The organism is Nonomuraea sp. NPDC001699 (assembly GCF_053596455.1).
This window is the reverse complement of sequence record NZ_JBSFGF010000002.1, coordinates 75998-94925: the sequence shown is the minus strand read 5'-3', so window position 1 is coordinate 94925 and position 18928 is coordinate 75998. Positions and strand designations below refer to the sequence as shown.

The window sequence follows — 18928 nt, the reverse complement described above, 5'->3', positions numbered from 1 at the left end:
CGTTGGTGCGCTGGGTTCGCCGTGCTCGGGCGCGGCCTACCGGGGCCAGGCGGGGTCGCAGGCGGCGAACATCTCGGCGATCGTCGGCCCGATGCCCCGCACCGCGCCGGTGACCACGGCGACGCGCCCGGTGACCAGCACGGCGCCGGGAGAAAGGGCGGCCGTGAACGACGACGATATCCCGACGGCATAGAGTCGTCGGGTTATTGTCATCGTCAACAGGAGCACATTCGTGGCACTCGAGAAGCCTGAGATCGACTTCCCCGAGGGCAACCCGCCCGCCGATCTGGAGATCGTCGACCTCGTCGAAGGCACTGGCCCCGAGGCCAAGCCGGGCCACAACGTCAGCGTCCACTACGTGGGTGTCTCGTTCTCGTCCGGAGAGGAGTTCGACGCGTCGTGGAACCGCGGCCAGGCGTTCGAGTTCCCGCTCGGGGGCGGCCGCGTCATCGCGGGCTGGGACCGCGGGGTCGCCGGGATGAAGGTCGGCGGCCGTCGCAAGCTCGTCATCCCGCCGCACCTCGGCTACGGTGACCGCGGCGCGCCGCCGCGCATCAAGGGCGGCGAGACGCTGATCTTCGTGGTCGACCTGCTCGGCGTCAGCTAGACCGGGAACGGGCGGGCCGCCGACAGCGGCCCGCCCGGCTTCCTGGGTCTCCCTGCTTCCGCGGCTTCCCCCGCTTTGGCAAAACCCGGGACAAATCGGGTGGGGAAATGTCGGCGTGGTGAGGCACGATAGCGGTGTGCTTCTGATCGACGTGGTCCGTACCTCCGACGCGGTGACGCGCACCTCCGCACGGCTGGGCAAGGTCGGCCATCTGGCCGAGCTGCTCGCCCGGGTCGGCCCGGACGAGGCGGAGATCGCCATCGCCTACCTGTCGGGCGATCTGCCGCAGCGCCAGGTGGGCGTGGGCTGGCGCTCGCTGGAGGACGTCCCGCAGCCCAAACTGGCGGCCACCGCCACCCTGACGGCCGTCGACGCGCTGCTGACCCGCATCAAGGCCATCTCCGGCCCCGGCTCGCAGGCGGCGCGCAGGGCGCTGGTCGCCGAGCTGTTCGCGGGGCTGACCAGCCAGGAGCAGCAGTTCATGCGCAGGCTGCTCAACGGCGAACTGCGTCAGGGCGCCCTCGACGGCGTGATGATCGAAGCGCTGGCCAAGGCGTCCGGTGCGCCGTCGGCCGACGTGCGGCGCGCGCTCACCCTGCGCGGCTGGCTGCCCGCCGTGGGCGCGGCGGCGCTGACGGGCGGCGTGACGGCGTTGCACGCGTTCAAGCTGGAGGTGGGCCGGCCGGTCTCCCCCATGCTCGCGGGCAGTGCCCCCAACGTGACCGCCGCGCTGGAGAAGGCGGGCACGCCCGCGTCCCTGGAGTGGAAGCTCGACGGCGTGCGCGTGCAGGCCCACCGCTCGGGCGCGGAGGTGCGGGTCTTCACCCGCACGCTCGACGACATCACCGCGCAGGTGCCCGAGCTGGTCGAGGCGGTGCTCGGGCTCGACTGCGCCGACCTGGTGCTCGACGGCGAGGTTCTCGCGCTGCGGCCGGACGGGCGTCCCCACCCGTTCCAGGTGACCGCGAGCCGCGTCTCCAGCAAGACCGACGTCGCCAGGCTGCGCGAGCAGACCCCGCTCAGCGTGTTCTTCTTCGACGCGCTGCGCGCCGACGGCGCCGACCTGCTCGACCTGCCGTACTCGCAGCGCCAGGAGGCCCTGGCCCGCGCCGTCCCGCCCGGCCTGCTGACGCCGCGGCTGATCACCGCCGACGTGGCGGAGGCGGAGAAGTTCTTCACGGACGTGGTCAAGGCGGGCCACGAGGGCCTGGTGGTGAAATCCCTGTCCGCTTCCTACGCCGCCGGCCGGCGTGGCGCGGGCTGGGTCAAGGTGAAGCCCCGGCACACCCTCGACCTGGTGGTCCTGGCGGCCGAGTGGGGCCATGGCCGGCGCCAGGGCAAGCTGTCGAACCTCCACCTGGGCGCGCGCGACCCCGAGGGCGGGTTCGTCATGCTCGGCAAGACGTTCAAGGGGCTCACCGACGAGCTGCTGGCCTGGCAGACCGAGCGGTTCCTCGAACTCGCCGACGGCCCCACCGACGAATGGGCGGTCAAGCTCCGGCCCGAGCTGGTCGTGGAGATCGCCTTCGACGGCGTGCAGCGCTCGCCGCGCTACCCCGGGGGGATGGCGCTGCGCTTCGCCCGGGTGCTGCGCTATCGGCCGGACAAGCGCGCCGAGGACGCCGACACCGTGGACACCGTCCGCTCCCTGATGTTCTGAGACCGATCTTCCCGTTCACTCTCCTCGGACGGATTGGACGTCCGGAGCGAGGGTTGCCCCGTGGATCTCCCTCTTACGGCTTGAGGCCGGAATCTCCTGTCCCGTGGTCTTTCGCGAGTTCTGCCGTTCTCCAGAAACCCCAAGATCCTCGGCATACGCTCGGCGTTCTGGGCCTCTTGCGCCCTTAAGAGAGATATGTCACTGTATGTCGCATTAAGTTGTCTTTACCTGCCGTTTGTCGCATATGTTCTTCCTCGCCCGCCGGATCCCCATCCCTTGCGGGCGGACAGGCCGTCACGCGCCTCCACACCCCCATGACCTGGCCTTTCCCTTTCATGTCCCCTAGCTAGGACCGTGGTTTACCTTGGGCCAGCACTCCCACAAATCGTCCCCCAACGACCGCAAGCTCTCCCCGGGCAAGCGCCGCTGGACCGCCATCGCCGCAGGCGCCGCCGTCGTGGCCGCCGCCTCGACCACCGCCTGGGCCGCCGTCGGCAACGACGCCCCCGCCACCACCACCGCCAAGGACGCCGCCACCGCGGCCACCTCGGCCCGCACCGCCAACCCGCCGGGCGCGGCCCAGGTCTCCCAGGCCAAGCCCATCACCCCGGCTCCCAGCACTTCGAGCCCCAGCGCTTCGAGCCCCGGCGCCTCGACCGCCACCGCTTCGAGCCCCGACGCCTCGACCGCCACCGCTTCGGAGCCCGGCGCGAAGTCCGTCCCGGACAGTCCGCACGGCGACGCCCCCGCGCCCAAGGCGCCCGCCGCCGCACAGCCCGCCGCCACCGAGACGCCGGCGTCCGAGACAGCGAAGACGGCCAAGACCGTCAAGCCGGTCAAGCTCAGGACGACGAAGCCGAAGGTCCGCGTCCTGTCCTCCGGGACCTGTGGCGCCTCGTACTACGGCGAGCCCCAGATGACGGCCAGCGGCGAACGCTTCAACCCCTCCGCCATGACCGCCGCCCACAAGTCCCTTCCCCTGGGCAGCCGCGTCCGCGTCACCAACCCGCGCAACGGCTCGTCGGTCACCGTGCGCATCAACGACCGCGGCCCGTACGTGGGCGGCCGGTGTCTCGACCTCTCCACGGCCGCGTTCGACGCGATCGGCAGTCTGAGCTCGGGCGTGATGACCGTCCGCTACGAAGTCCTGGCCCGCTGACCGCCCCTCCGGCCCTCGTCTCGGCCCCGCCCCCGCCTGTTCGCCATCCGGGGGCGGGCCGGGCCCTCCCCCAACACCACCCACCACGAATCCCCCGACAACCCCGCTTCACCCGGCCCCCGCCCACCCGCGCCCCGGGCATTCCCCACCAACGCCCCGAGCATCCCCCGCCCGCGCCCCGGCACATCCCCCGGCCTGAGCCCTTTCCCCTGAGGGCAGCGGGTGCGGCTATTTGACCAGCCGGACCGTCAGCGGGTAGCGGAAGGCGCTCTCCGACAGGGCGGAGATGCCCCCGACGATGCCCAGGACGACGGCGGCGACCCAGATCACCGGCAGAAGCACGATGCCGATGACGGTGAAGGGCAGGATGAACGTCGCCCCCACCACGGTGAGCTGGAAATTCAGGGCCTCAAGTGCCTGCCGTCGCAGGTACGGCGACGTCTTGGCCGCGGTGAGCAGCAGGATCAACGGACCGACGACCGGGATCCCGACGGCAATCAGCAGGTGGCCGAACGCGGCCTGGAGGCGTTCGTTGCTCTCCGAGGCCCGCACCGGACGGACCGGCTGCGGCATCGGCGGCGCGAAGCCGGGCACCGCCGTCCTCCCGTACAGCTCGTTCATGATGGGCATCAGGTCACCGTGGGTACGGGCGGTCATCGCGCGCCCCAGCCGGTCGTCGAACTCCAGCTTGTCGAACCGGCCCTCCGCGTAGGCGGCCTTGACGTGCTCGACGACGTGCTCTCGGTCCAGGTCGGTGACGCGCAGATGAGCTGGCGGCACCTGTCCCGGCCCCGGGGTCTTGGGTACCCCAGCCATGATGGTCATGCCTCTCCTTGGAATCGGCGGTCAACCTTCATACTGCGTCCTCGGAGCCGGACGTGCCATCGGGAGAAACCCGGAGCTGTCCCCGAGATCATCCCCGACGCCAGAGCTCCAGACGGTATAAAAAGGATTCATGAGATGGCGAGACCGCTACGGTATCCGTCGGCTGCGCGGCCAGAAGATCGCGCGGTTCGACCGCGAGGCGACCGATGCCGACATCGAAGCGCTCATCGCCTTCGCACGTTCGCGGCGTGGCGTCGAGTTCTACGTCGAGCCGGAGACGTTCGCCACCGACACGACCGCTGTGGCGGTGGCTGACGACGGCGAGTGGACCAGGCGGAGGGTCGGGTCGCCCGCGGTGATCCACAAGGTCGCCCGAGATCTGGCGTTACCGGTGTACGACGTGCAGCTGACGGGCTATCCCCCTCGGATGCGGGCGTACAACGAGCGCCGCCGCCGTGAAGAAGGCAGCCTGTAGTTCTGGTGGAAAGGGCGCTGGTCGATGTGACCGGCGCCCTTTCTTCATGCGCTCCCACCCGGCCCCCGGTGCCGGACGGGCCCGTGCGGGGACGGGTCGTCGTCGAGCAGGCCGAGCATGGGGACCAGCCAGCCGCCGTTGGCCGGGCCCATGGCGGTGTCGAGCTCGGCGGGGGTGGGGAGGCGGTCTCGGACGATGGCGGGTGAGAGCAGGCTCCGCAGGGCGTGCATCAGGAGGTTGGCCATCGAGTAGTGGGGGTCGGTGGTGAGCGCGCGTTCGAGGGCGATGGTGGCGAGGATGTTGTCGCCCGTGCGCCAGGCGGCCATGGCCAGCAGGGAGGCGGCCGGTGGGACGAAGCGGGGTTCCAGGCGGCGCGTGAGGTCTTTCCACAGGGGCAGGTGGGCGTCCCGCATCGTGGTCCAGGCTTCGTCGCGGGCTCTGATCACGCTCAGGGCCAGGCCCAGCCGGGCGGCTTCGACGTCGTCGAGGCGGACGCCGGCGGAGTGGGCGGTCAGGCTCGCGCGGACTTCGGTGAGCGCGTCGGCGACGTAGCTCCGGGCGAAGGTGTCCAGGTCGGGGGCTGCTGTCAGGCGGGCTCGCACCTCGGCCACGGCGGCCGCGGTGGCCCGGCGCATCGCCATGCGGACCGGGCCCGTTGCCGGGGCGATCGTGCGTTCCAGGCTGCGGCGGTCGGGAAGGGCGACCATGCCGCGCACCGTCGCCTCGGCGGCGATCTGGCTGGTGGTCGGGTCGTAGGGGGTGCCCTCGGGCGGGCAGCAACGGGGAAGCTCGCAGACGTAGGACCAGTAGCGCCCTTCATGGGCGCGGATCGCGTCGCCCACGTGGATCTCCGACGCGGTGGCCACGAGCCTGGCCTCGTCGACGGCCGGGGTCACCGTCTCGCCTCCGCCGTAGCCGACGACGACCATCTCGGTGATGCCTTCGCGGGCGAAGAGCTCGGTGAGGGGGGCGAGGGTGCCCCGGGGGAAGGGGAGGCTCCACCTCGCGGCCACCTTGGCCTGGCCGTGGTGGAGGCCGATCACGACCAGGCTGTCATGGGGGTGGAAGCCGACCAGGTAGGGGACTGCGGCCAGGATGTCGGCCGGGCTGGTCAGGGTGAGGCAGGGGGCCGGGGCGTTGGTCGTCATGAGCGCCAGGGTGCCGGGAAGGCCCGACCCGAGAACGCCCGAGCGCCGTTCTGTGGACGAGAAGCGCCCCGCCGCCCGCCCTGTGGAAAACCGGGTGGGGTGTCGTCGGGGTCAGGGGGACGGTGGGGTCAGGGGGGTCGGGGCTGGGGTGGGGGGTGGGGTGGGGGCGATGCGGGCGCGTACGAGGAGGGCGGCGCCCGCCACCGCCGCCGGCATCATCACGACCGCCACCAGCGGCACCAGGAACAGCAGGAAGCCGACCACCCCGAACCCCAGCGTGGTCGCCATGTTCCGGCGCAGCAGCGCGAAGCGTTCCTTTCTGGACACCCCCCGGCGTTCGAGGGCCAGCGTGGTGAGCTCGACCGTCAGGAAGAACCCGGAGACGAAGGCCCCCACCACGGGCACCACCGTCTGGCCGATCACCGGCACGAACCCCAGGAAGAACAGCGGCACGGTGAGGAGCAGCACGTAGAACAGGGTGATCAGGCTGTCCCGGATCGAACGGGGCAGCGTACGCCACCACGGCTGCTCCACCGCCCCGGGCAGCGGGTCGGCCTCGGCCGAGAGCCGTTCGTAGAACGGCTCGCCGATCGCCAGCGTCAGCGCCGCGTACGTCAGCACCGCCAGCGCCAGCCCGCCGAGGAAGATCGCGATGCCCACCAGCGTGCGGAACAGGTCGACCCAGCTCCACGAGTCGGCGAACGGGGTGAAGAACTCGGCCAGGTCGCGGGCGTGGGTGCCGAGCAGGATCAGCGCCACCACGTAGACGGCGAACGCGATCACCGCCGGGATCAGCCCGAACAGCCACCACCGGCCGTGCCGCGACACCCATCCGAGACCCTGGAAGAAGAAGCCGACACCGGCCGCGAAGTCGCGCAGAGATCGCATGCCCGGCAGGCTAGCGCCAGAACGACGTGACCGCGTAACCCAGTTCGTCGAACAGCTCGCGCAGCAGCGGCAGGGACACCCCGAGCACGTTGCCGTGGTCGCCCTCGATGCCCTCGACGAACCAGCCGCCGCGCCCCTCGATGCTGAACCCGCCGGCCAGGCCGAGCGGCTCGCCGGTGGCGACGTAGGCGGCGATCTCGTCCTCGGACGGCTGGCCGAAGCGCACCACGGTGCTGGCCACCTGGGCGGCCTGCCGCCCCGCCGGCACGTCGATCACGCAGTGGCCGGTCACCAGGCGGCCGGTGCGCCCGCGCATGATGCGCCACCGCTCGACGGCCTCCTCGGCGGTGCCCGGCTTGCCGTAGGGACGGCCGTCGAGTTCGAGGATCGAGTCGCAGCCGATGACCAGCCCCTCCTCCAGCCCGCTCGCGACCGCCTCCGCCTTGGCCCTGGCCAGGACGAGGCTGAGCGCCGCCGGCGAGTGCGCGGTGTAGGCGTCCTCGTCGACGCCGGAGACGATGACCTTGGGGTCGAGGCCGGCGTTGCGCAGCACGGTGAGGCGGGTGGGAGAGGCAGAGGCCAGAACGATCACCGTCCCAGCTTACCGAAGGCCCGCGCGGTCACCAGTCGTGGTTGGGGGTCCCTCTGGCGGGCTGCCGGTCGGCCGGGTCGTACGGGCCGCCCTGGGCCGGGACGGCGCCGCCGAAGATGCCGCTGAGCAGGCCGTCGAGCAGGTGGCCGAGGCCGCCGGGCAGCGAGGCGTGCTCCTGGCACAGTTCGGCGGCGAGGGCGGAGGCGTCCATGTTCGCCTTGGCGGCGCGGTTGGCCAGCAGGGACATGACCATGGGGGCGACGAGGGGAAGCAGTCTCATGATGGTGCCGGAGCTGACGCAGGCCAGTTGCGAGAGCCCGGCGGCGGCCCGTTCGGTGCCCTGGCCGCCGAGGACGTGGCCGAGGATGCTGTGGCCGTCGCGGGTCAGCGAGGCCACGTCCCCGTTGAAGGGGTCGGTGTCGACGTGGTCTTCGAGGGCGCCGCGCAGGGCCTCCGCGCCGTCGGGGTGTTCGGCGTTGCGGGCCATGCCGCCGAGGACCGTGCCGGCCACGGCCTCGACGACCTTGCGCGCCGTGGCCGTGTCGGTGCCGAGCATCCCGGCGATCTGGTCCACCCCTGAGTCGCCGAGCTGGGCGAGAAGCTCGTCATTCAGTGTCAAGACGGTCCCCCGATCTGAGTCGCGGGAGACGTTCCCCGGCCGTGATCGAGCCAAGGCCGGGGTTCCCCTAAGTCTCGGGAAAGCCGCGTTTCCCGGGGTTCAGTCGAGGGCGGGCTGCTTGCTGCCGCTGGCCAGGCCGGCGGCGGCGTACGCGCTCACCTCGTCGAGCGTCTCGTGTTCGAGCAGGGCCGCGACGATGCCGTCGAGCCGTTCCCGGTTCTCGGTGAGCACCTGGACGGCGCGTTCGTAGCACTCGTCCACGATGCGCCGTGCCTCCTCGTCCACCGTGGCGAGGGTGGCCGGCGACGCCTGCGGCGCGGAGCCGTCGTTGGGCAGGATGGTCAGCGGGCCGACCTTCTCCGACATGCCCCATCGGCCCACCATGCCGCGCGCGATCATGGTGACCTGTTCGAGGTCGTTCTCGGCGCCGGTGGTGATGACGCCGTAGACCACCTGCTCGGCCGCCATGCCGCCGAGCGCGCCGGTGATGCGGCCGCGCAGGTACTGCTCGTCGTAGGCGTAGCGGTCGGTGTCGGGGGTGGACAGCGTGACGCCGAGCGCCCGGCCGCGCGGGATGATCGAGATCTTCCTGACCGGGTCGGCGCCGGGCTGGAGCATGCCGAGCAGGGCGTGTCCGGCCTCGTGGAAGGCGGTGCGGGTGCGCTCCTCCTCCGGCATCACGATGCTGCGGGCCGCGCCGAGCTGAAGCTTCTCCAGCGCGTCCGCGAAGTCGGACATGTCGACCTTCTCCTTGCCGCGCTTGGCGGCGAGGAGTGCGCCCTCGTTGACCAGGTTGGCCAGGTCGGCGCCGGTCATGCCGGGGGTGGTCTTGGCGATGCGGTCGAGGCTGACCTCGCCGTCGAGCGGCACGCCGCGCGAGTGCACCTCCAGGATCGCCGTACGTCCGGCCGCGTCGGGCAGGCCCACCTGCACCGTACGGTCGAAGCGCCCGGGACGCAGCAGCGCCGGGTCGAGGATCTCGGGCCGGTTGGTGGCCCCGATGACGATCACACCTTCGGCGCCGGAGAAGCCGTCCATCTCGGTGAGGATCTGGTTCAGCGTCTGCTCGCGCTCGTCGTGGCCGCCGATGCCGCCCGCGCCGCCGCGGGCCCGTCCGATGGCGTCGATCTCGTCGATGAACACGATCGAGGGGGCGACCTTGCGGGCCTCCTCGAACAGGTCGCGCACGCGCGAGGCGCCCACGCCGACGATCATCTCGATGAACTCGGAGGCGCTGGCCGAGAAGTACGGCACCTTCGCCTCGCCCGCCACGGCCCTGGCCAGCAGCGTCTTGCCGGTGCCGGGAGGGCCGGCCAGCAGCACGCCCTTGGGCAGCTTGGCGCCCAGCCTGCGGTACTTGCCGGGGTCCTTCAGGTAGTCGACGACCTCGACGAGCTCGTTCTCCACCTCGTCGATGCCGGCGACGTCGTCGAACGTGACGCGCACCTTGCCGGCCTCGACCGGCTTGGCGGCCTTGGACTTGCCGAGCCCGCTCAGGCCGCCGCCCATCATGCTCGCGCCGCGGCGCATGACCCAGATCCACAGGCCGGCCAGCAGCAGCACGGGCAGCAGCGACAGCAGCAGGTTGGAGAAGAAGCCCCGGGTCAGCGGCTTGGAGGTGGTCTCCACCTGGGCCGACTTGAGCTGCTGGTCGAGCTGGTCGGTGTTGGCGAAGGCGGGGATCTCGGTCTGGAACTTGGTGTAGGACTCGCTGCTCTCGGGGTTCTTGGCCGAGCTCTTCAGGTCGCCCTCGACCGACAGCCCCTGGGCGTAGATGTCCTTGACGTTCTTGGCGTCGACCTGCTTGGTGAACTCGGTGTACGAGATCGTCTCGACCGAGTTGCTGTCCACGAAGGACGACACGACGAAGAAGCCCGCGTACACCACGAGCAGGGTGACGACGAATCGCCACCAGTTGATCTTGGGCCGCCCGCCAGGCGAACCGGGCAGGCCCTCCGAGCGCCAGGGCGGCTTGACCTTGCCCTTGTTCGGTGCCTGCGGCGGTCCAGAGCGTTCCACGGCGTCACTCCCCCACATCGCCGCATACATGATCTTTCTAGCCTAGAACACGCACTCCCGAGACCACGCGGCCAATATCACGCCAACGCTTTCTCTGCGAGTCAGGCACTGTGACGAACGCAAGTCCTGGCTTGCTCATTCCCCCGTCCATGACTACGACGGCCGCTCTTGACGAATGTTTGCCGTATTTGACGCGATATACGAGCATCCATCCGGTTTTAACCCGTTGCGAGGCGAGCCAGCTGATCTTGGAGCCCTTGGGGTGGTGGTTGAGCGTCCAGCGGGCGGCCAGCAGCGCCGTGTCGCGCGGCGACCTCTGCTCCATGATCGGCAGCGGGCAGGTCACGAGCATGCCGCGCAGCTTGCCGCCGCGCGCCGCCGGCAGCACCTGCTTGCTGGTGAACGGCGCCGCGCCGTGCGTCTTCCACGGCTTGCCCAGCCGGGGCACGGCCAGGCCGGTGCGCCTGTCCTTCACCACGCTCCTGGCCGGCCGGGGCAGGGCCATGCGCTTGACGCGGCCGGTCAGCCGGGGCACGCGCGGGTCGGCGTACAGGGCCTGCATGGCGGTGTAACCGGGCGCGAGGGAGGAGCCCGGCGACGGTGTGGGGGTCGGGACGGGGGGCGAGGAAGTGGGGGACGACGTCGGCGTGGGGGTGGCCGACGACGTGGGGGCCGGAGCGGACGAGGCGGGTGCGGCCGGCGGCGCGGTTACCGGCCCCGCCACGACCTCGTCCGGCCCGGACGGGAGCGCCAGGACGATCACCGTGGCGCCGAGCGCCACGGCCGCCACGACGGCGAGCCCCCGATAGATCGACCGCATCCGGACATCGCCGATGCGGGAGCGCCTGGGCGGTGAAACGGGGGTCGCAGGGCGGTCTGTGGTTCTCACTCGTGAACCCTCGGTCTCATCTTCCCCATGGAGCACGACGGGAGCGTACGACATATCCCGCCATTGCGTGTGTGAAGCGACCGAAGTGCAATCATGACGGGGTGGAACAGGTGGAACTGCGGTTCGGCGAGGACTCCCGGTTCGCCCAGACGCACACGAACCTCTCGGCGGTCAGGTGGGAGCCGACGGGCCTGTGGGTGGCCGGCGACGAGACCGCCACCGTCGAACGGCTCACCTGGACCGGCGACCACTTCGGCGACGAGCGCTCGTTCGCCCTGGCCGACTACGTCGAGCTGCCGGCCGGGCGCTTCGACGAGGCCGACATCGAGGGCCTGGCCAGGGCCGACGGCCACCTGTGGGCGGTCGGCTCGCACAGCCTCAAACGCCGCAAGGCCAAGCCGGGCGAGCCGGAGAAGTCGATCAGGAGGCTGGGCACGGTCGTCCGCGAGGAGAACCGGTTCATCCTGGTCCGACTGCCGCTCGACGAGACCGGCGAACGGCCGCTGCCCGGCGCGATCCTGTCCGGCGGACGCAACGTCGCCGCCATGCTGGCCGACGACCGCCATCTGGCGCCGTTCCTGGCGCTGCCGGGCAAGGACAACGGGCTCGACATCGAGGGCATCGCGGTCGTGGGCGAGCGGGTCTACCTGGGGCTGCGCGGGCCGGTGCTGCGCGGCTGGGCGGTGGTGCTGGAGATCCGGCCCGTGGACGACGGCGGCGGCCGGTTACGGCTCGACGGGCCGTACCGCAAGCACTTCCTCGACCTCGGCGGGCTGGGCGTGCGGGACATGTGCCCGCACGGCGGCGACCTGCTGCTGCTCACCGGCCCCACCATGAGCCTGGACGGCCCCGTTCGGGTCGTGCGCTGGCGGGAACGGCAGGGCGGCGGGCTCGTGCCCGCACACGACCTGGAGACCGTCCTGGAGCTGCCCTACGGCGTCGGCGACGACCACCCGGAAGGGCTGGCCGTGCTGCCCGACGGCCGGCTCATGGTCGTCTACGACAGCCCGTCGCCCGCCCGGATCACCCCGGCGGGCGGCGTGCTGGCCGACATCTTCACGATCTAGCCACCCGCCCGAGGAGCCAGGGCGCCTCGGCGACGAACGTGCACGACCCCGGCTCGATCTCGGTGAACCCGGCGTCGCGCACCACGGGCAGCCCGGCGGCCACCTTGGCGTCGAAGTCGTCCCGGTCCGGCGCGGCGCGCACGGAGACCGCCAGGCCGTCCGCCCGCCAGGCGGCCCGCTCGGCCTCGTCGCTGGCCCACCAGGCGAGCTGCGCGGCGTGCCCGGCCTGGGCCATGGCCTTGCCCGCCGACATGGTCAGCCTGGGGTTCTCCCACAGGACCGGCGGGCCGGACGGTTCGCCGGGCTCGGCCGTGTCACTCAGCTCGGTGCCGCCCACCTGGAGCCGCGCCAGATCCCTGGGCCAGGCGTCGAGCGGGACGGGCGGGTGCACCCGCACCTCCGCCGTGCGGTGCTCGATCGTGCGGCCCGGCAGCGCGGCGGCCCTGCGCCACTCGGCGCCCCTGGCGCGGCGCACCACCTTGCGGATCTTGCCGGTGGACTGCCAGGCGTGCAGCTCGGCGGCCCACTCCCCCGGGTCGTCCAGCAGGCTCAGCACGGCCATGGCGGCGGCCTCCAGCGCGTCGGTGCGCTCGGGGGGAGCGGCCCTCTCGATCCTGACCACGAGGGGGAGGACCATCAGTTCGGTCTCGTTCATCACCGTCTAGCATGCCGGATGGCCAGGGACATTCCCGCGGCCAGGAGGCAGAGGGCGCCGGCGGCGTACCAGGCCAGGTCGTAGGCGCCGAGCCGGTCGCGGGTCAGGCCCGCGCCCACGGCGGCGATCGCGGCGCCCACCTGGTGCGAGGCGAACACCCAGCCGAACACGACGGCGCCGTCCTGGCCGTAGATCCGGCGGCACAGGGCGACGGTGGGGGGCACGGTGGCCACCCAGTCCAGGCCGTAGAACACGATGAAGATCAGCATGCTGGGCTCGGTGCTGGCCGCGAACAGGCCGGGCAGCAGCATCAGGGACAGGCCGCGCAGGCCGTAGTAGACGCCGAGCAGCAGCTTGGGGTTGATCTTGTCGCTGAGCCAGCCGGAGGCGACCGTCCCGACGATGTCGAAGACGCCGATGATCGCGAGCAGCCCGGCGGCGACCGGCTCGGCCATGCCGTGGTCGTGCGCGGCCGGGATGAAGTGGGTGCCGACCAGGCCGTTCGTGCTCATGCCGCAGATCGCGAAGCCGCCGGCGAGGAACCAGAAGGCGCGCGTGCGCGCGGCCGAGCGCAGCACCGTCAGCGCCCGCGCCGCCGCGTTCCCGGCGGCCGGCCTCGTCCGTACGGCGTCCGCCTCGGCGCCGAGAGCCGTCGTGCCCACCTCCTCGGGGCGGTCGCGCAGCAGCCACCAGACGAACGGCACCACCGCCAGCGCGGCGGCGGCCACCGTCAGGGACGCGGCCCGCCAGCCCGGCCCCTCGGCGAGCTGGGCCAGCACCGGCAGGAAGATCAGCTGCCCCGTCGCGCCCGCCGCGGTCAGGATGCCGGTGACGAGCCCCCGGTGCCGGACGAACCAGCGGTCGGTCACCGTGGCGGCGAACACCAGAGCCATCGACCCGGTGCCGAGCCCGATGAACACGCCCCAGAACAGCAGCAGGTGCCAGCTCGCCGTCATGATCACGGTCAGCCCGCTGCCGACCGCGACCAGCAGCAGCGCCAGCGACACCACGCGACGCATGCCGAAGCGGTCCATCAGCGCGGCGGCGAAGGGGGCGGTCATCCCGTAGAGCACCAGGTTGATCGACACGGCGAGCGAGATCGTGCCCGTGCTCCAGCCGAACTCGTGGTGCAGCGGGGTGATCAGCACTCCGGGGGTGGCGCGGAAGCCGGCCGCGCCGAGGATGGCCACGAAGGCCACGGCCGCGACCCACCAGGCGCGGTGGATCCTGGGGGTCCGCGTGGGGGCGGGGGTGGTGCTCAACGTCATGCGCCAATCCTGATTTACAGCCATTTAGTGGCGCGAGTGGCCCGAAAGCCAATATGTGCAAGAATCAGGCCATGGCCCACCGAGTCGCGGTCGTCGTGCTGAACAACTTCGCCCCGCTCGACCTCGGCGTGCCCGGCCAGGTCTTCCAGTCGGCCGAGACGCCGGACGGCGAGAAGCTCTACGAGGTCGTGACCTGCTCCCCCGACCGCGAGCCGGTCCGCTGCACGGCCGGCTACACCGTGCTGCCCGACCACGACCTCGACGTGCTCGACACGGCCGACACGGTGCTGGTCCCGGGCATCCACGGGGGCCGGGCGATGAAGGACGGCACGATCACCGCCACCTTGCGCGCGGCCCTTCAGGACCGCCCGCGCGTCATGTCGATCTGCACGGGCGCGTTCGTCCTGGCGGCGGCGGGCCTGCTGGACGGCCGCCCGGCCACCACGCACTGGCGCGAGGCGGCCCGGTTCGCCACCCTGTTCCCGCTGGTCAAGCTGGACCCCGACGTGCTGTTCGTGGACGACGGCGACGTGCTGACCTCGGCCGGCGTCGCGGCGGGCCTCGACCTGTGCCTGTACGTGATCAAGCGCGACCACGGCGCCGAGGTGGCCAACCGGACCGCCCGCCGCTGTGTGATGCCCCCCTGGCGGGACGGCGGCCAGGCGCAGTACATCGAGCGTCCCCTGCCGCACGACGACGCCGGCGGCACCGCCGCGACCCGCGACTGGATGCTGGCCCACCTCGACGCCCCGCTCGATCTCAACGCGCTGGCCGGCCACGCCAGGATGAGCGTGCGCACCTTCACCAGGCGCTTTCGCGAGGAGACCGGGATGAGCCCGGCCAAATGGCTGACCGGCCACCGCGTCGGCCACGCCAGGCGCCTGCTGGAGACCACCGACCTCGGCGTGGAGGACGTGGCCAGGCGCTCCGGCTTCGGCACGGCGGTCTCGCTCCGCCAGCACCTGCACGCGGCCGTCGGCGTCGCGCCGCTGACCTACCGGCACACCTTCCGCCGCTCCTGAGCCGCCCGCCGGGAAGGCGCGGCAGGGCCTACTCGAACAGGTCGGGCTGCTCGCGCACGATCTGGTCGTGCAACGGCTGGTAGTTGATCCAGCCGACCAGGTCGTTGCCGATCTGCTGGTGGGTGAGGGCGGCGTTGTCGGGCTCGATGGGCACGACCTGCCCGGCGGCCTTGGCGAGGAGCTGCACCTGCGCCGAGCGTTCCATGGTGATGAACCACCAGGCGGCCGCGTCCACCGTGTCGCCGACGGTCAGCAGGCCGTGGTTGCGCAGCACGAGGGCCTTGTTGCCGCCCAGGGTGGCGGCGATGCGCTTGCCCTCCTCCAGGTCGGTGACGACGCCCGTGTAGTCGTCGAACAGCGCGTTGTCCTGGTAGAAGGCGCAGGCGTCCTGGGTGATGGGCTCGATGGTCTGGCCGAGCGCCGACAGGGCGCGGCCGTGGATGGAGTGGCTGTGGGCGGCCGCGACCACGCCGGGACGGGCCTGGTGCACCTGGGAGTGGATGGCGAAGGCGGCCTCGTTGACGTGGTAGCGGCCCTCGACGACCTGGCCCTCGTGGTTGACGAGGATGAGGTCGCTGACCCTGACGTGCTTGAACGACATGCCGAACGGGTTGACCCAGAAGTGGTCGCTCAGCTCGGGGTCGCGGGCGGTGATGTGCCCGGCCACGCCCTCCTCGAACCCGAACCTGCCGAAGATGCGCAGCGCCGCCGCGAGCCGCTCCTTGCGGTGCCGCCGCTCCTCCTCGATCGTCTCGAACGTCGGCGGCAGGCGGAAGATGAGGTTGTCCGGCATGGCTCTCCTCGTGCACAGAATGTTGTTCTGACCGCAGACTAGCGCCTGAACGGCACGCCCGCCGTCCGCGATCTGGCCAGGATCACCAGGGCCTCGCCGAGCAGGCCGACGCCGATCGACAGCGGGATCGACCTGACCTCCTCGTGCATGCCGGCGGCCAGCGCCAGCGCGCCCACGCCGAAGCTGATCGCGAACGTCACGGCCCACACGACCAGCGTCTTCCAGGTGTAGCGCTGCCAGAGCACGCCGTCCTTGGGGAACACCTGCGTGGTGGCCGCCCTGAGTGCGCCGAAGGCCACGCCGATCAGGGCGGTGACCGCCAGCCACGTGACGTCGAGAACGGTCGGGTGCACGTCGAGCAGGCCGTGGAGGCCGATGCCGATGAGGATGACCGGCGGCGCGTACACGTCCTTGGCGATGAGCGGCTGGCCGATCATGCGCCTGGCGACGGCGTAGACGACGAGCGCGGCGATTAGTAGCACGTCCATGCTAAATAAAGTAGCAGGGGCGTGCTATAAAGAACAACATGCCGAAAGTCGTCGATCCCGAGGCCCGCCGCGACGAGGTGGCCGACGCCGTGTTCCGGGTCGTGCGCCGCGCCGGGTTCGAGCAGGCGTCGCTGCGCAACGTGGCGGAGGAGGCCGGGCTGGCCATCGGCTCGGTGCGCCACTACTTCGCCGGGCACACCGAGCTGATGACCTTCGCGATGCGTGCCTCGATCGAGCGGGTCGGCGCGCGCCTGGAGGAACGCGTCGGCCCGCTGCTCGCCGCGCAGGACGGCGAGGAGCGGGCCGAGCGGGTCGAGCTGATGTTGTCGGAGCTGCTGCCGCTGGACGAGCCGCGCCTGGAGGAGGCGGCCGTCTGGCTGGCCTTCACGACGGCCGCGCGCACCCGGCCCGAGCTGCGTCCCCTGGCCCGCGAGGCGTACGACGGCATGCGCCGGCTGGTCGGCCGCATCGTCGAGGGCATCGCCGCGCACGGCGGCCTGGGCGACGTCGAGGTGGAGACCGAACGGCTGTGCGCGCTGATCGACGGGCTCACGGTCGAGGGCGTGCTGCACCCCGAGCGGATGACGCCCGCCCTGATGCGCCGCTGCCTACGCCGTCACCTCGACACCCTTGCCGAACCACGTCTCTAGCGCCCACGTCAGCGTCTCGTCCGGCGTGCCGGCCCAGGCCACGTAGCCGTCGGGGCGCACCAGCACGGCCTCGGCCGGGCACGACGGCACGGTGACCGTCTCGACCCGCTCGTGGCGTACGCGCAGCTCGCCGGTGCGGTCGAGCAGCAGCGGCCGGGCCCGGGAGGCGGGCTCCGACGGCAGGTCGGCCAGGAACCGACCGGCCAGCGGATGCCCGTCGCCGGGCGTCGGGTAGGGCAGGTCGGAGCCCGCCAGGAGCGCGGCGAAGCGCCGCCGGTTGGCGTCGTCGCCCAGCAGCTCGGCGAACAGCTCGCGCAGGGCCGTCACGTCCGGGCCCGGCGCGGCCAGGGCGAGCTGGGCGCTGGAGTGCATGGCCACCCGCTCGGCGGCGGGCCTGCGCTCGGCGTCGTAGGTGTCGAGCAGCCCGGCCGGCGCCCAGCCCTGGAGCTCGGCGGCCAGCTTCCAGGCCAGGTTGGCGGCGTCCTGGAGGCCGAGGTTGAGGCCGGGAGCGCCCATGGCGGAGTGCACGTGGGCGGCGTCGCCCGCCACGAAGACGCGGCCCGCCCGGTAGCGGTCGGCCACCCGGGTCTCGCGGCCGTTCAGGCGCCTGAGCAGGTGGGGGCCCTCGCCGGTGGGCGGGCCGAGCGGGAGGTCGGCCCCGAGCACGCGGGCCAGGCTCGCGCGCAGCTCGCCGACGGTCATCGGCTCGTCGTCGCCGGGCATCTCGCCGCCCCACTCCATCGAGGTGACCGAGAGCACGCCCGGCCCCGCGGGCAACATCGCGTACGCGCCGCGCTCGGTCCGGTGCCAGGTGTAGAGCACGAACGTGCCGTGGCCGGGCACGTCCATCTCGACCGTGCCGGGGCTCATGACCGCTCCCGGCACGGTGACGTGGGCCGTACGGCTGACGACGTCGGCCGCGCGCACCCCCGGGAAGCCGATGCCGGACCGCTTCCTGACCAGGCTGTGGGCGCCGTCGCAGCCCACCAGGTAGCGCGTACGCAGCTCGTAGGGGCCTTCGGGGCCCGACACCGAGAGCGTGACGCCCTCGCCGTCCTGCTCGAAACCGGTCAGCTCGTGGCCGCGCCGGATCTCCGCGTCCAGCTCGACGGCCCGCCGCTCGAACAGCTCCTCCAGCTCCGGCTGCCGGACGCCGAGGGCGCGCAGCGGATTGCCGTCGAGCCCGGCCAGGTGGAGCGGCATGGCGCCGAAGACGAACGCGGGCACGGGCGCGGGCGCCGTGGTGAGGCCGCGCTGGTGCAACAGGCCGACGACCTGGCCGATGATGCCGTTGGCCTTGGGCTGGTCGCTGCGGACGGGCAGGCGTTCGAGCACGACGGACCGCACTCCGGCCAGGCCGAGCTCGCAGGCCAGCATCAGGCCGTTGGGGCCGCCGCCGGCGACGACGACGTCGACGGTCGTGAGCTCTTGTCGGGTCACGAGGTCTCTCCTTCGGGCGAGGGGCAGGGGGCGGGCAGTCCGGCGGCCAGGCAGCCCAGGGCCTCGCGCAGCAGCGGCACCAGCGGGACGGGCGGATCGGAGCGCAGCCAGTGGCCCACGGCGACCTGCACGGCGGCGCTCACCGTGGCCGCCACCAGGTGCGGGTAGAGGTCGCGGCCCGCGTCGGCGCCCGTGCGCTCGGCCACGGCCGCGGCCAGCTCGCCGTCGGCCGCGAACTGGGCTTTGAGCGCCTCGGCGCGCAGCGCGGGCTCGCCGGCCAGCAGGCGGGTGAGGGCCAGCCGGTCGGCGTCGGGCGGCGCGGGGCTGGCCATGGCCTGCTCCCACGGCTCGGCGACCGCCGCGACCAGCGCCTCCCACAGCGGCTCGGCCGCCGGACGGGCGCGCAGCACGGCCACCGTCCGCCGGACGCGGTCGGTGTGGCGGGCGGCGAGGGCCTCGTACTTGCTGGAGAAGTAGTTGTTGAACGTGCGTGGCGACACGCCGACCAGGTCGGCGACGTCCTCCACCCGGACGTTCTCCAGCCCGCGCTCCAACGCCAGCCGGAGCGCCGCGTCCATCAGCGCCTCGCGGGTCGCCTGCTTCTTCCGTTCCCTCAGTCCGCTCACTCTTTCAGAATACGCACTTTTGCGGAGTACGCAATCTT

At 72.1% G+C, this 18928-nt stretch carries 21 protein-coding genes; 7 read left to right on the top strand and 14 right to left on the bottom strand.

The features are described from left to right. Positions 1-36: 36 nt before the first annotated feature. Positions 37-213: a hypothetical protein gene (locus ACWCSU_RS05930; RefSeq protein WP_449933854.1), complete on the bottom strand. Its 177-nt coding sequence runs from the start codon at positions 211-213 to the stop codon at positions 37-39. Positions 214-232: 19 nt separating this feature from the next. Between ACWCSU_RS05930 and ACWCSU_RS05925 the strand changes: the two genes are divergently transcribed. From ACWCSU_RS05925 to ACWCSU_RS05915, 3 genes are all read left to right on the top strand, one after another. Continuing rightward, entirely contained in the window at positions 233-607 is a 375-nt protein-coding gene (locus ACWCSU_RS05925) for an FKBP-type peptidyl-prolyl cis-trans isomerase (RefSeq protein ID WP_352357863.1), read from the top strand. A gap of 136 nt (positions 608-743) precedes the next feature. Further along, positions 744-2267: an ATP-dependent DNA ligase gene (locus tag ACWCSU_RS05920; protein ID WP_449933852.1), complete on the top strand. Its 1524-nt coding sequence runs from the start codon at positions 744-746 to the stop codon at positions 2265-2267. A gap of 364 nt (positions 2268-2631) precedes the next feature. Next, on the top strand, positions 2632-3426 hold the full coding sequence (locus tag ACWCSU_RS05915) for a septal ring lytic transglycosylase RlpA family protein (protein ID WP_449933850.1): 795 nt from the start codon (positions 2632-2634) through the stop codon (positions 3424-3426). 228 nt (positions 3427-3654) lie between these two features. Here the strand turns inward: ACWCSU_RS05915 and ACWCSU_RS05910 are convergent, their stop codons facing one another. Then, positions 3655-4251, bottom strand: a complete 597-nt coding sequence (locus tag ACWCSU_RS05910) for a DUF1707 and DUF4870 domain-containing protein (protein WP_357698733.1) — start codon at positions 4249-4251, stop codon at positions 3655-3657. Between the two features lie 130 nt (positions 4252-4381). On the opposite strand from ACWCSU_RS05910, the gene ACWCSU_RS05905 reads away from it, so the two are divergent. Then, positions 4382-4726, top strand: coding sequence for a hypothetical protein (locus ACWCSU_RS05905; RefSeq protein ID WP_352327808.1), 345 nt, complete (start codon positions 4382-4384; stop codon positions 4724-4726). Positions 4727-4770: 44 nt separating this feature from the next. Here ACWCSU_RS05905 and ACWCSU_RS05900 read toward each other — a convergent pair whose 3' ends face one another. The 6 genes from ACWCSU_RS05900 to ACWCSU_RS05875 form a co-directional block, all read right to left on the bottom strand. Continuing rightward, the gene (locus tag ACWCSU_RS05900) at positions 4771-5874 is read right to left on the bottom strand and encodes a DUF4192 domain-containing protein (protein WP_449933848.1); all 1104 of its coding nucleotides are present in this window, start codon (positions 5872-5874) and stop codon (positions 4771-4773) included. 111 nt (positions 5875-5985) lie between these two features. Then, positions 5986-6762, bottom strand: coding sequence for an EI24 domain-containing protein (locus ACWCSU_RS05895; RefSeq protein ID WP_449933846.1), 777 nt, complete (start codon positions 6760-6762; stop codon positions 5986-5988). A gap of 10 nt (positions 6763-6772) precedes the next feature. Continuing rightward, positions 6773-7354 (bottom strand): Maf family protein, encoded by a 582-nt coding sequence (locus tag ACWCSU_RS05890; RefSeq protein WP_357698741.1) that lies wholly within the window; start codon positions 7352-7354, stop codon positions 6773-6775. Between the two features lie 28 nt (positions 7355-7382). Next, complete coding sequence (locus ACWCSU_RS05885; protein ID WP_449933843.1) at positions 7383-7973, bottom strand: DUF937 domain-containing protein; 591 nt, start codon at positions 7971-7973, stop codon at positions 7383-7385. 99 nt (positions 7974-8072) lie between these two features. After that, the gene (ftsH, locus tag ACWCSU_RS05880) at positions 8073-9992 is read right to left on the bottom strand and encodes an ATP-dependent zinc metalloprotease FtsH (RefSeq protein WP_449933841.1); all 1920 of its coding nucleotides are present in this window, start codon (positions 9990-9992) and stop codon (positions 8073-8075) included. Between the two features lie 37 nt (positions 9993-10029). Continuing rightward, positions 10030-10812 carry a hypothetical protein gene (locus ACWCSU_RS05875; RefSeq protein WP_449933840.1) on the bottom strand — a complete coding sequence of 261 codons (783 nt, stop codon included), beginning with the start codon at positions 10810-10812 and terminating at the stop codon, positions 10030-10032. 170 nt (positions 10813-10982) lie between these two features. Here ACWCSU_RS05875 and ACWCSU_RS05870 point away from each other — a divergent pair, with 170 nt between their 5' ends. Then, a complete protein-coding gene (locus tag ACWCSU_RS05870) occupies positions 10983-11948 on the top strand; it encodes a DUF3616 domain-containing protein (RefSeq protein WP_449933839.1) in 966 nt (321 codons plus the stop codon). On the opposite strand, the gene ACWCSU_RS05865 is transcribed toward ACWCSU_RS05870, so the two are convergent. After that, positions 11938-12603, bottom strand: a complete 666-nt coding sequence (locus ACWCSU_RS05865) for a peptidyl-tRNA hydrolase (RefSeq protein WP_449933838.1) — start codon at positions 12601-12603, stop codon at positions 11938-11940. The two genes, ACWCSU_RS05870 and ACWCSU_RS05865, sit on opposite strands and share 11 nt — an antisense overlap. Further along, positions 12603-13871, bottom strand: coding sequence for an MFS transporter (locus ACWCSU_RS05860; protein WP_449933836.1), 1269 nt, complete (start codon positions 13869-13871; stop codon positions 12603-12605). Before ACWCSU_RS05860 ends, ACWCSU_RS05865 begins: the two co-directional genes overlap by 1 nt. 71 nt (positions 13872-13942) lie before the next feature. On the opposite strand from ACWCSU_RS05860, the gene ACWCSU_RS05855 reads away from it, so the two are divergent. Further along, positions 13943-14893, top strand: coding sequence for a GlxA family transcriptional regulator (locus tag ACWCSU_RS05855; RefSeq protein ID WP_357698762.1), 951 nt, complete (start codon positions 13943-13945; stop codon positions 14891-14893). A 28-nt stretch (positions 14894-14921) separates the two neighbouring features. Here ACWCSU_RS05855 and ACWCSU_RS05850 read toward each other — a convergent pair whose 3' ends face one another. Next, positions 14922-15686 carry a class II aldolase/adducin family protein gene (locus ACWCSU_RS05850; protein ID WP_357698764.1) on the bottom strand — a complete coding sequence of 255 codons (765 nt, stop codon included), beginning with the start codon at positions 15684-15686 and terminating at the stop codon, positions 14922-14924. A gap of 38 nt (positions 15687-15724) precedes the next feature. Continuing rightward, positions 15725-16174 (bottom strand): hypothetical protein, encoded by a 450-nt coding sequence (locus ACWCSU_RS05845; protein WP_357698766.1) that lies wholly within the window; start codon positions 16172-16174, stop codon positions 15725-15727. A gap of 38 nt (positions 16175-16212) precedes the next feature. Here ACWCSU_RS05845 and ACWCSU_RS05840 point away from each other — a divergent pair, with 38 nt between their 5' ends. Beyond that, on the top strand, positions 16213-16824 hold the full coding sequence (locus tag ACWCSU_RS05840) for a TetR/AcrR family transcriptional regulator (RefSeq protein ID WP_357698769.1): 612 nt from the start codon (positions 16213-16215) through the stop codon (positions 16822-16824). Here the strand turns inward: ACWCSU_RS05840 and ACWCSU_RS05835 are convergent. Together ACWCSU_RS05835 and ACWCSU_RS05830 are read right to left on the bottom strand one after the other, a co-directional pair. Next, on the bottom strand, positions 16783-18264 hold the full coding sequence (locus ACWCSU_RS05835; protein ID WP_449933832.1) for an FAD-dependent monooxygenase: 1482 nt from the start codon (positions 18262-18264) through the stop codon (positions 16783-16785). The genes ACWCSU_RS05840 and ACWCSU_RS05835 overlap by 42 nt on opposite strands. Further along, entirely contained in the window at positions 18261-18890 is a 630-nt protein-coding gene (locus ACWCSU_RS05830; protein ID WP_449933830.1) for a TetR/AcrR family transcriptional regulator, read from the bottom strand. The genes ACWCSU_RS05835 and ACWCSU_RS05830 overlap by 4 nt, the downstream gene beginning before the upstream one ends. Between the last annotated feature and the right edge of the window lie 38 nt (positions 18891-18928).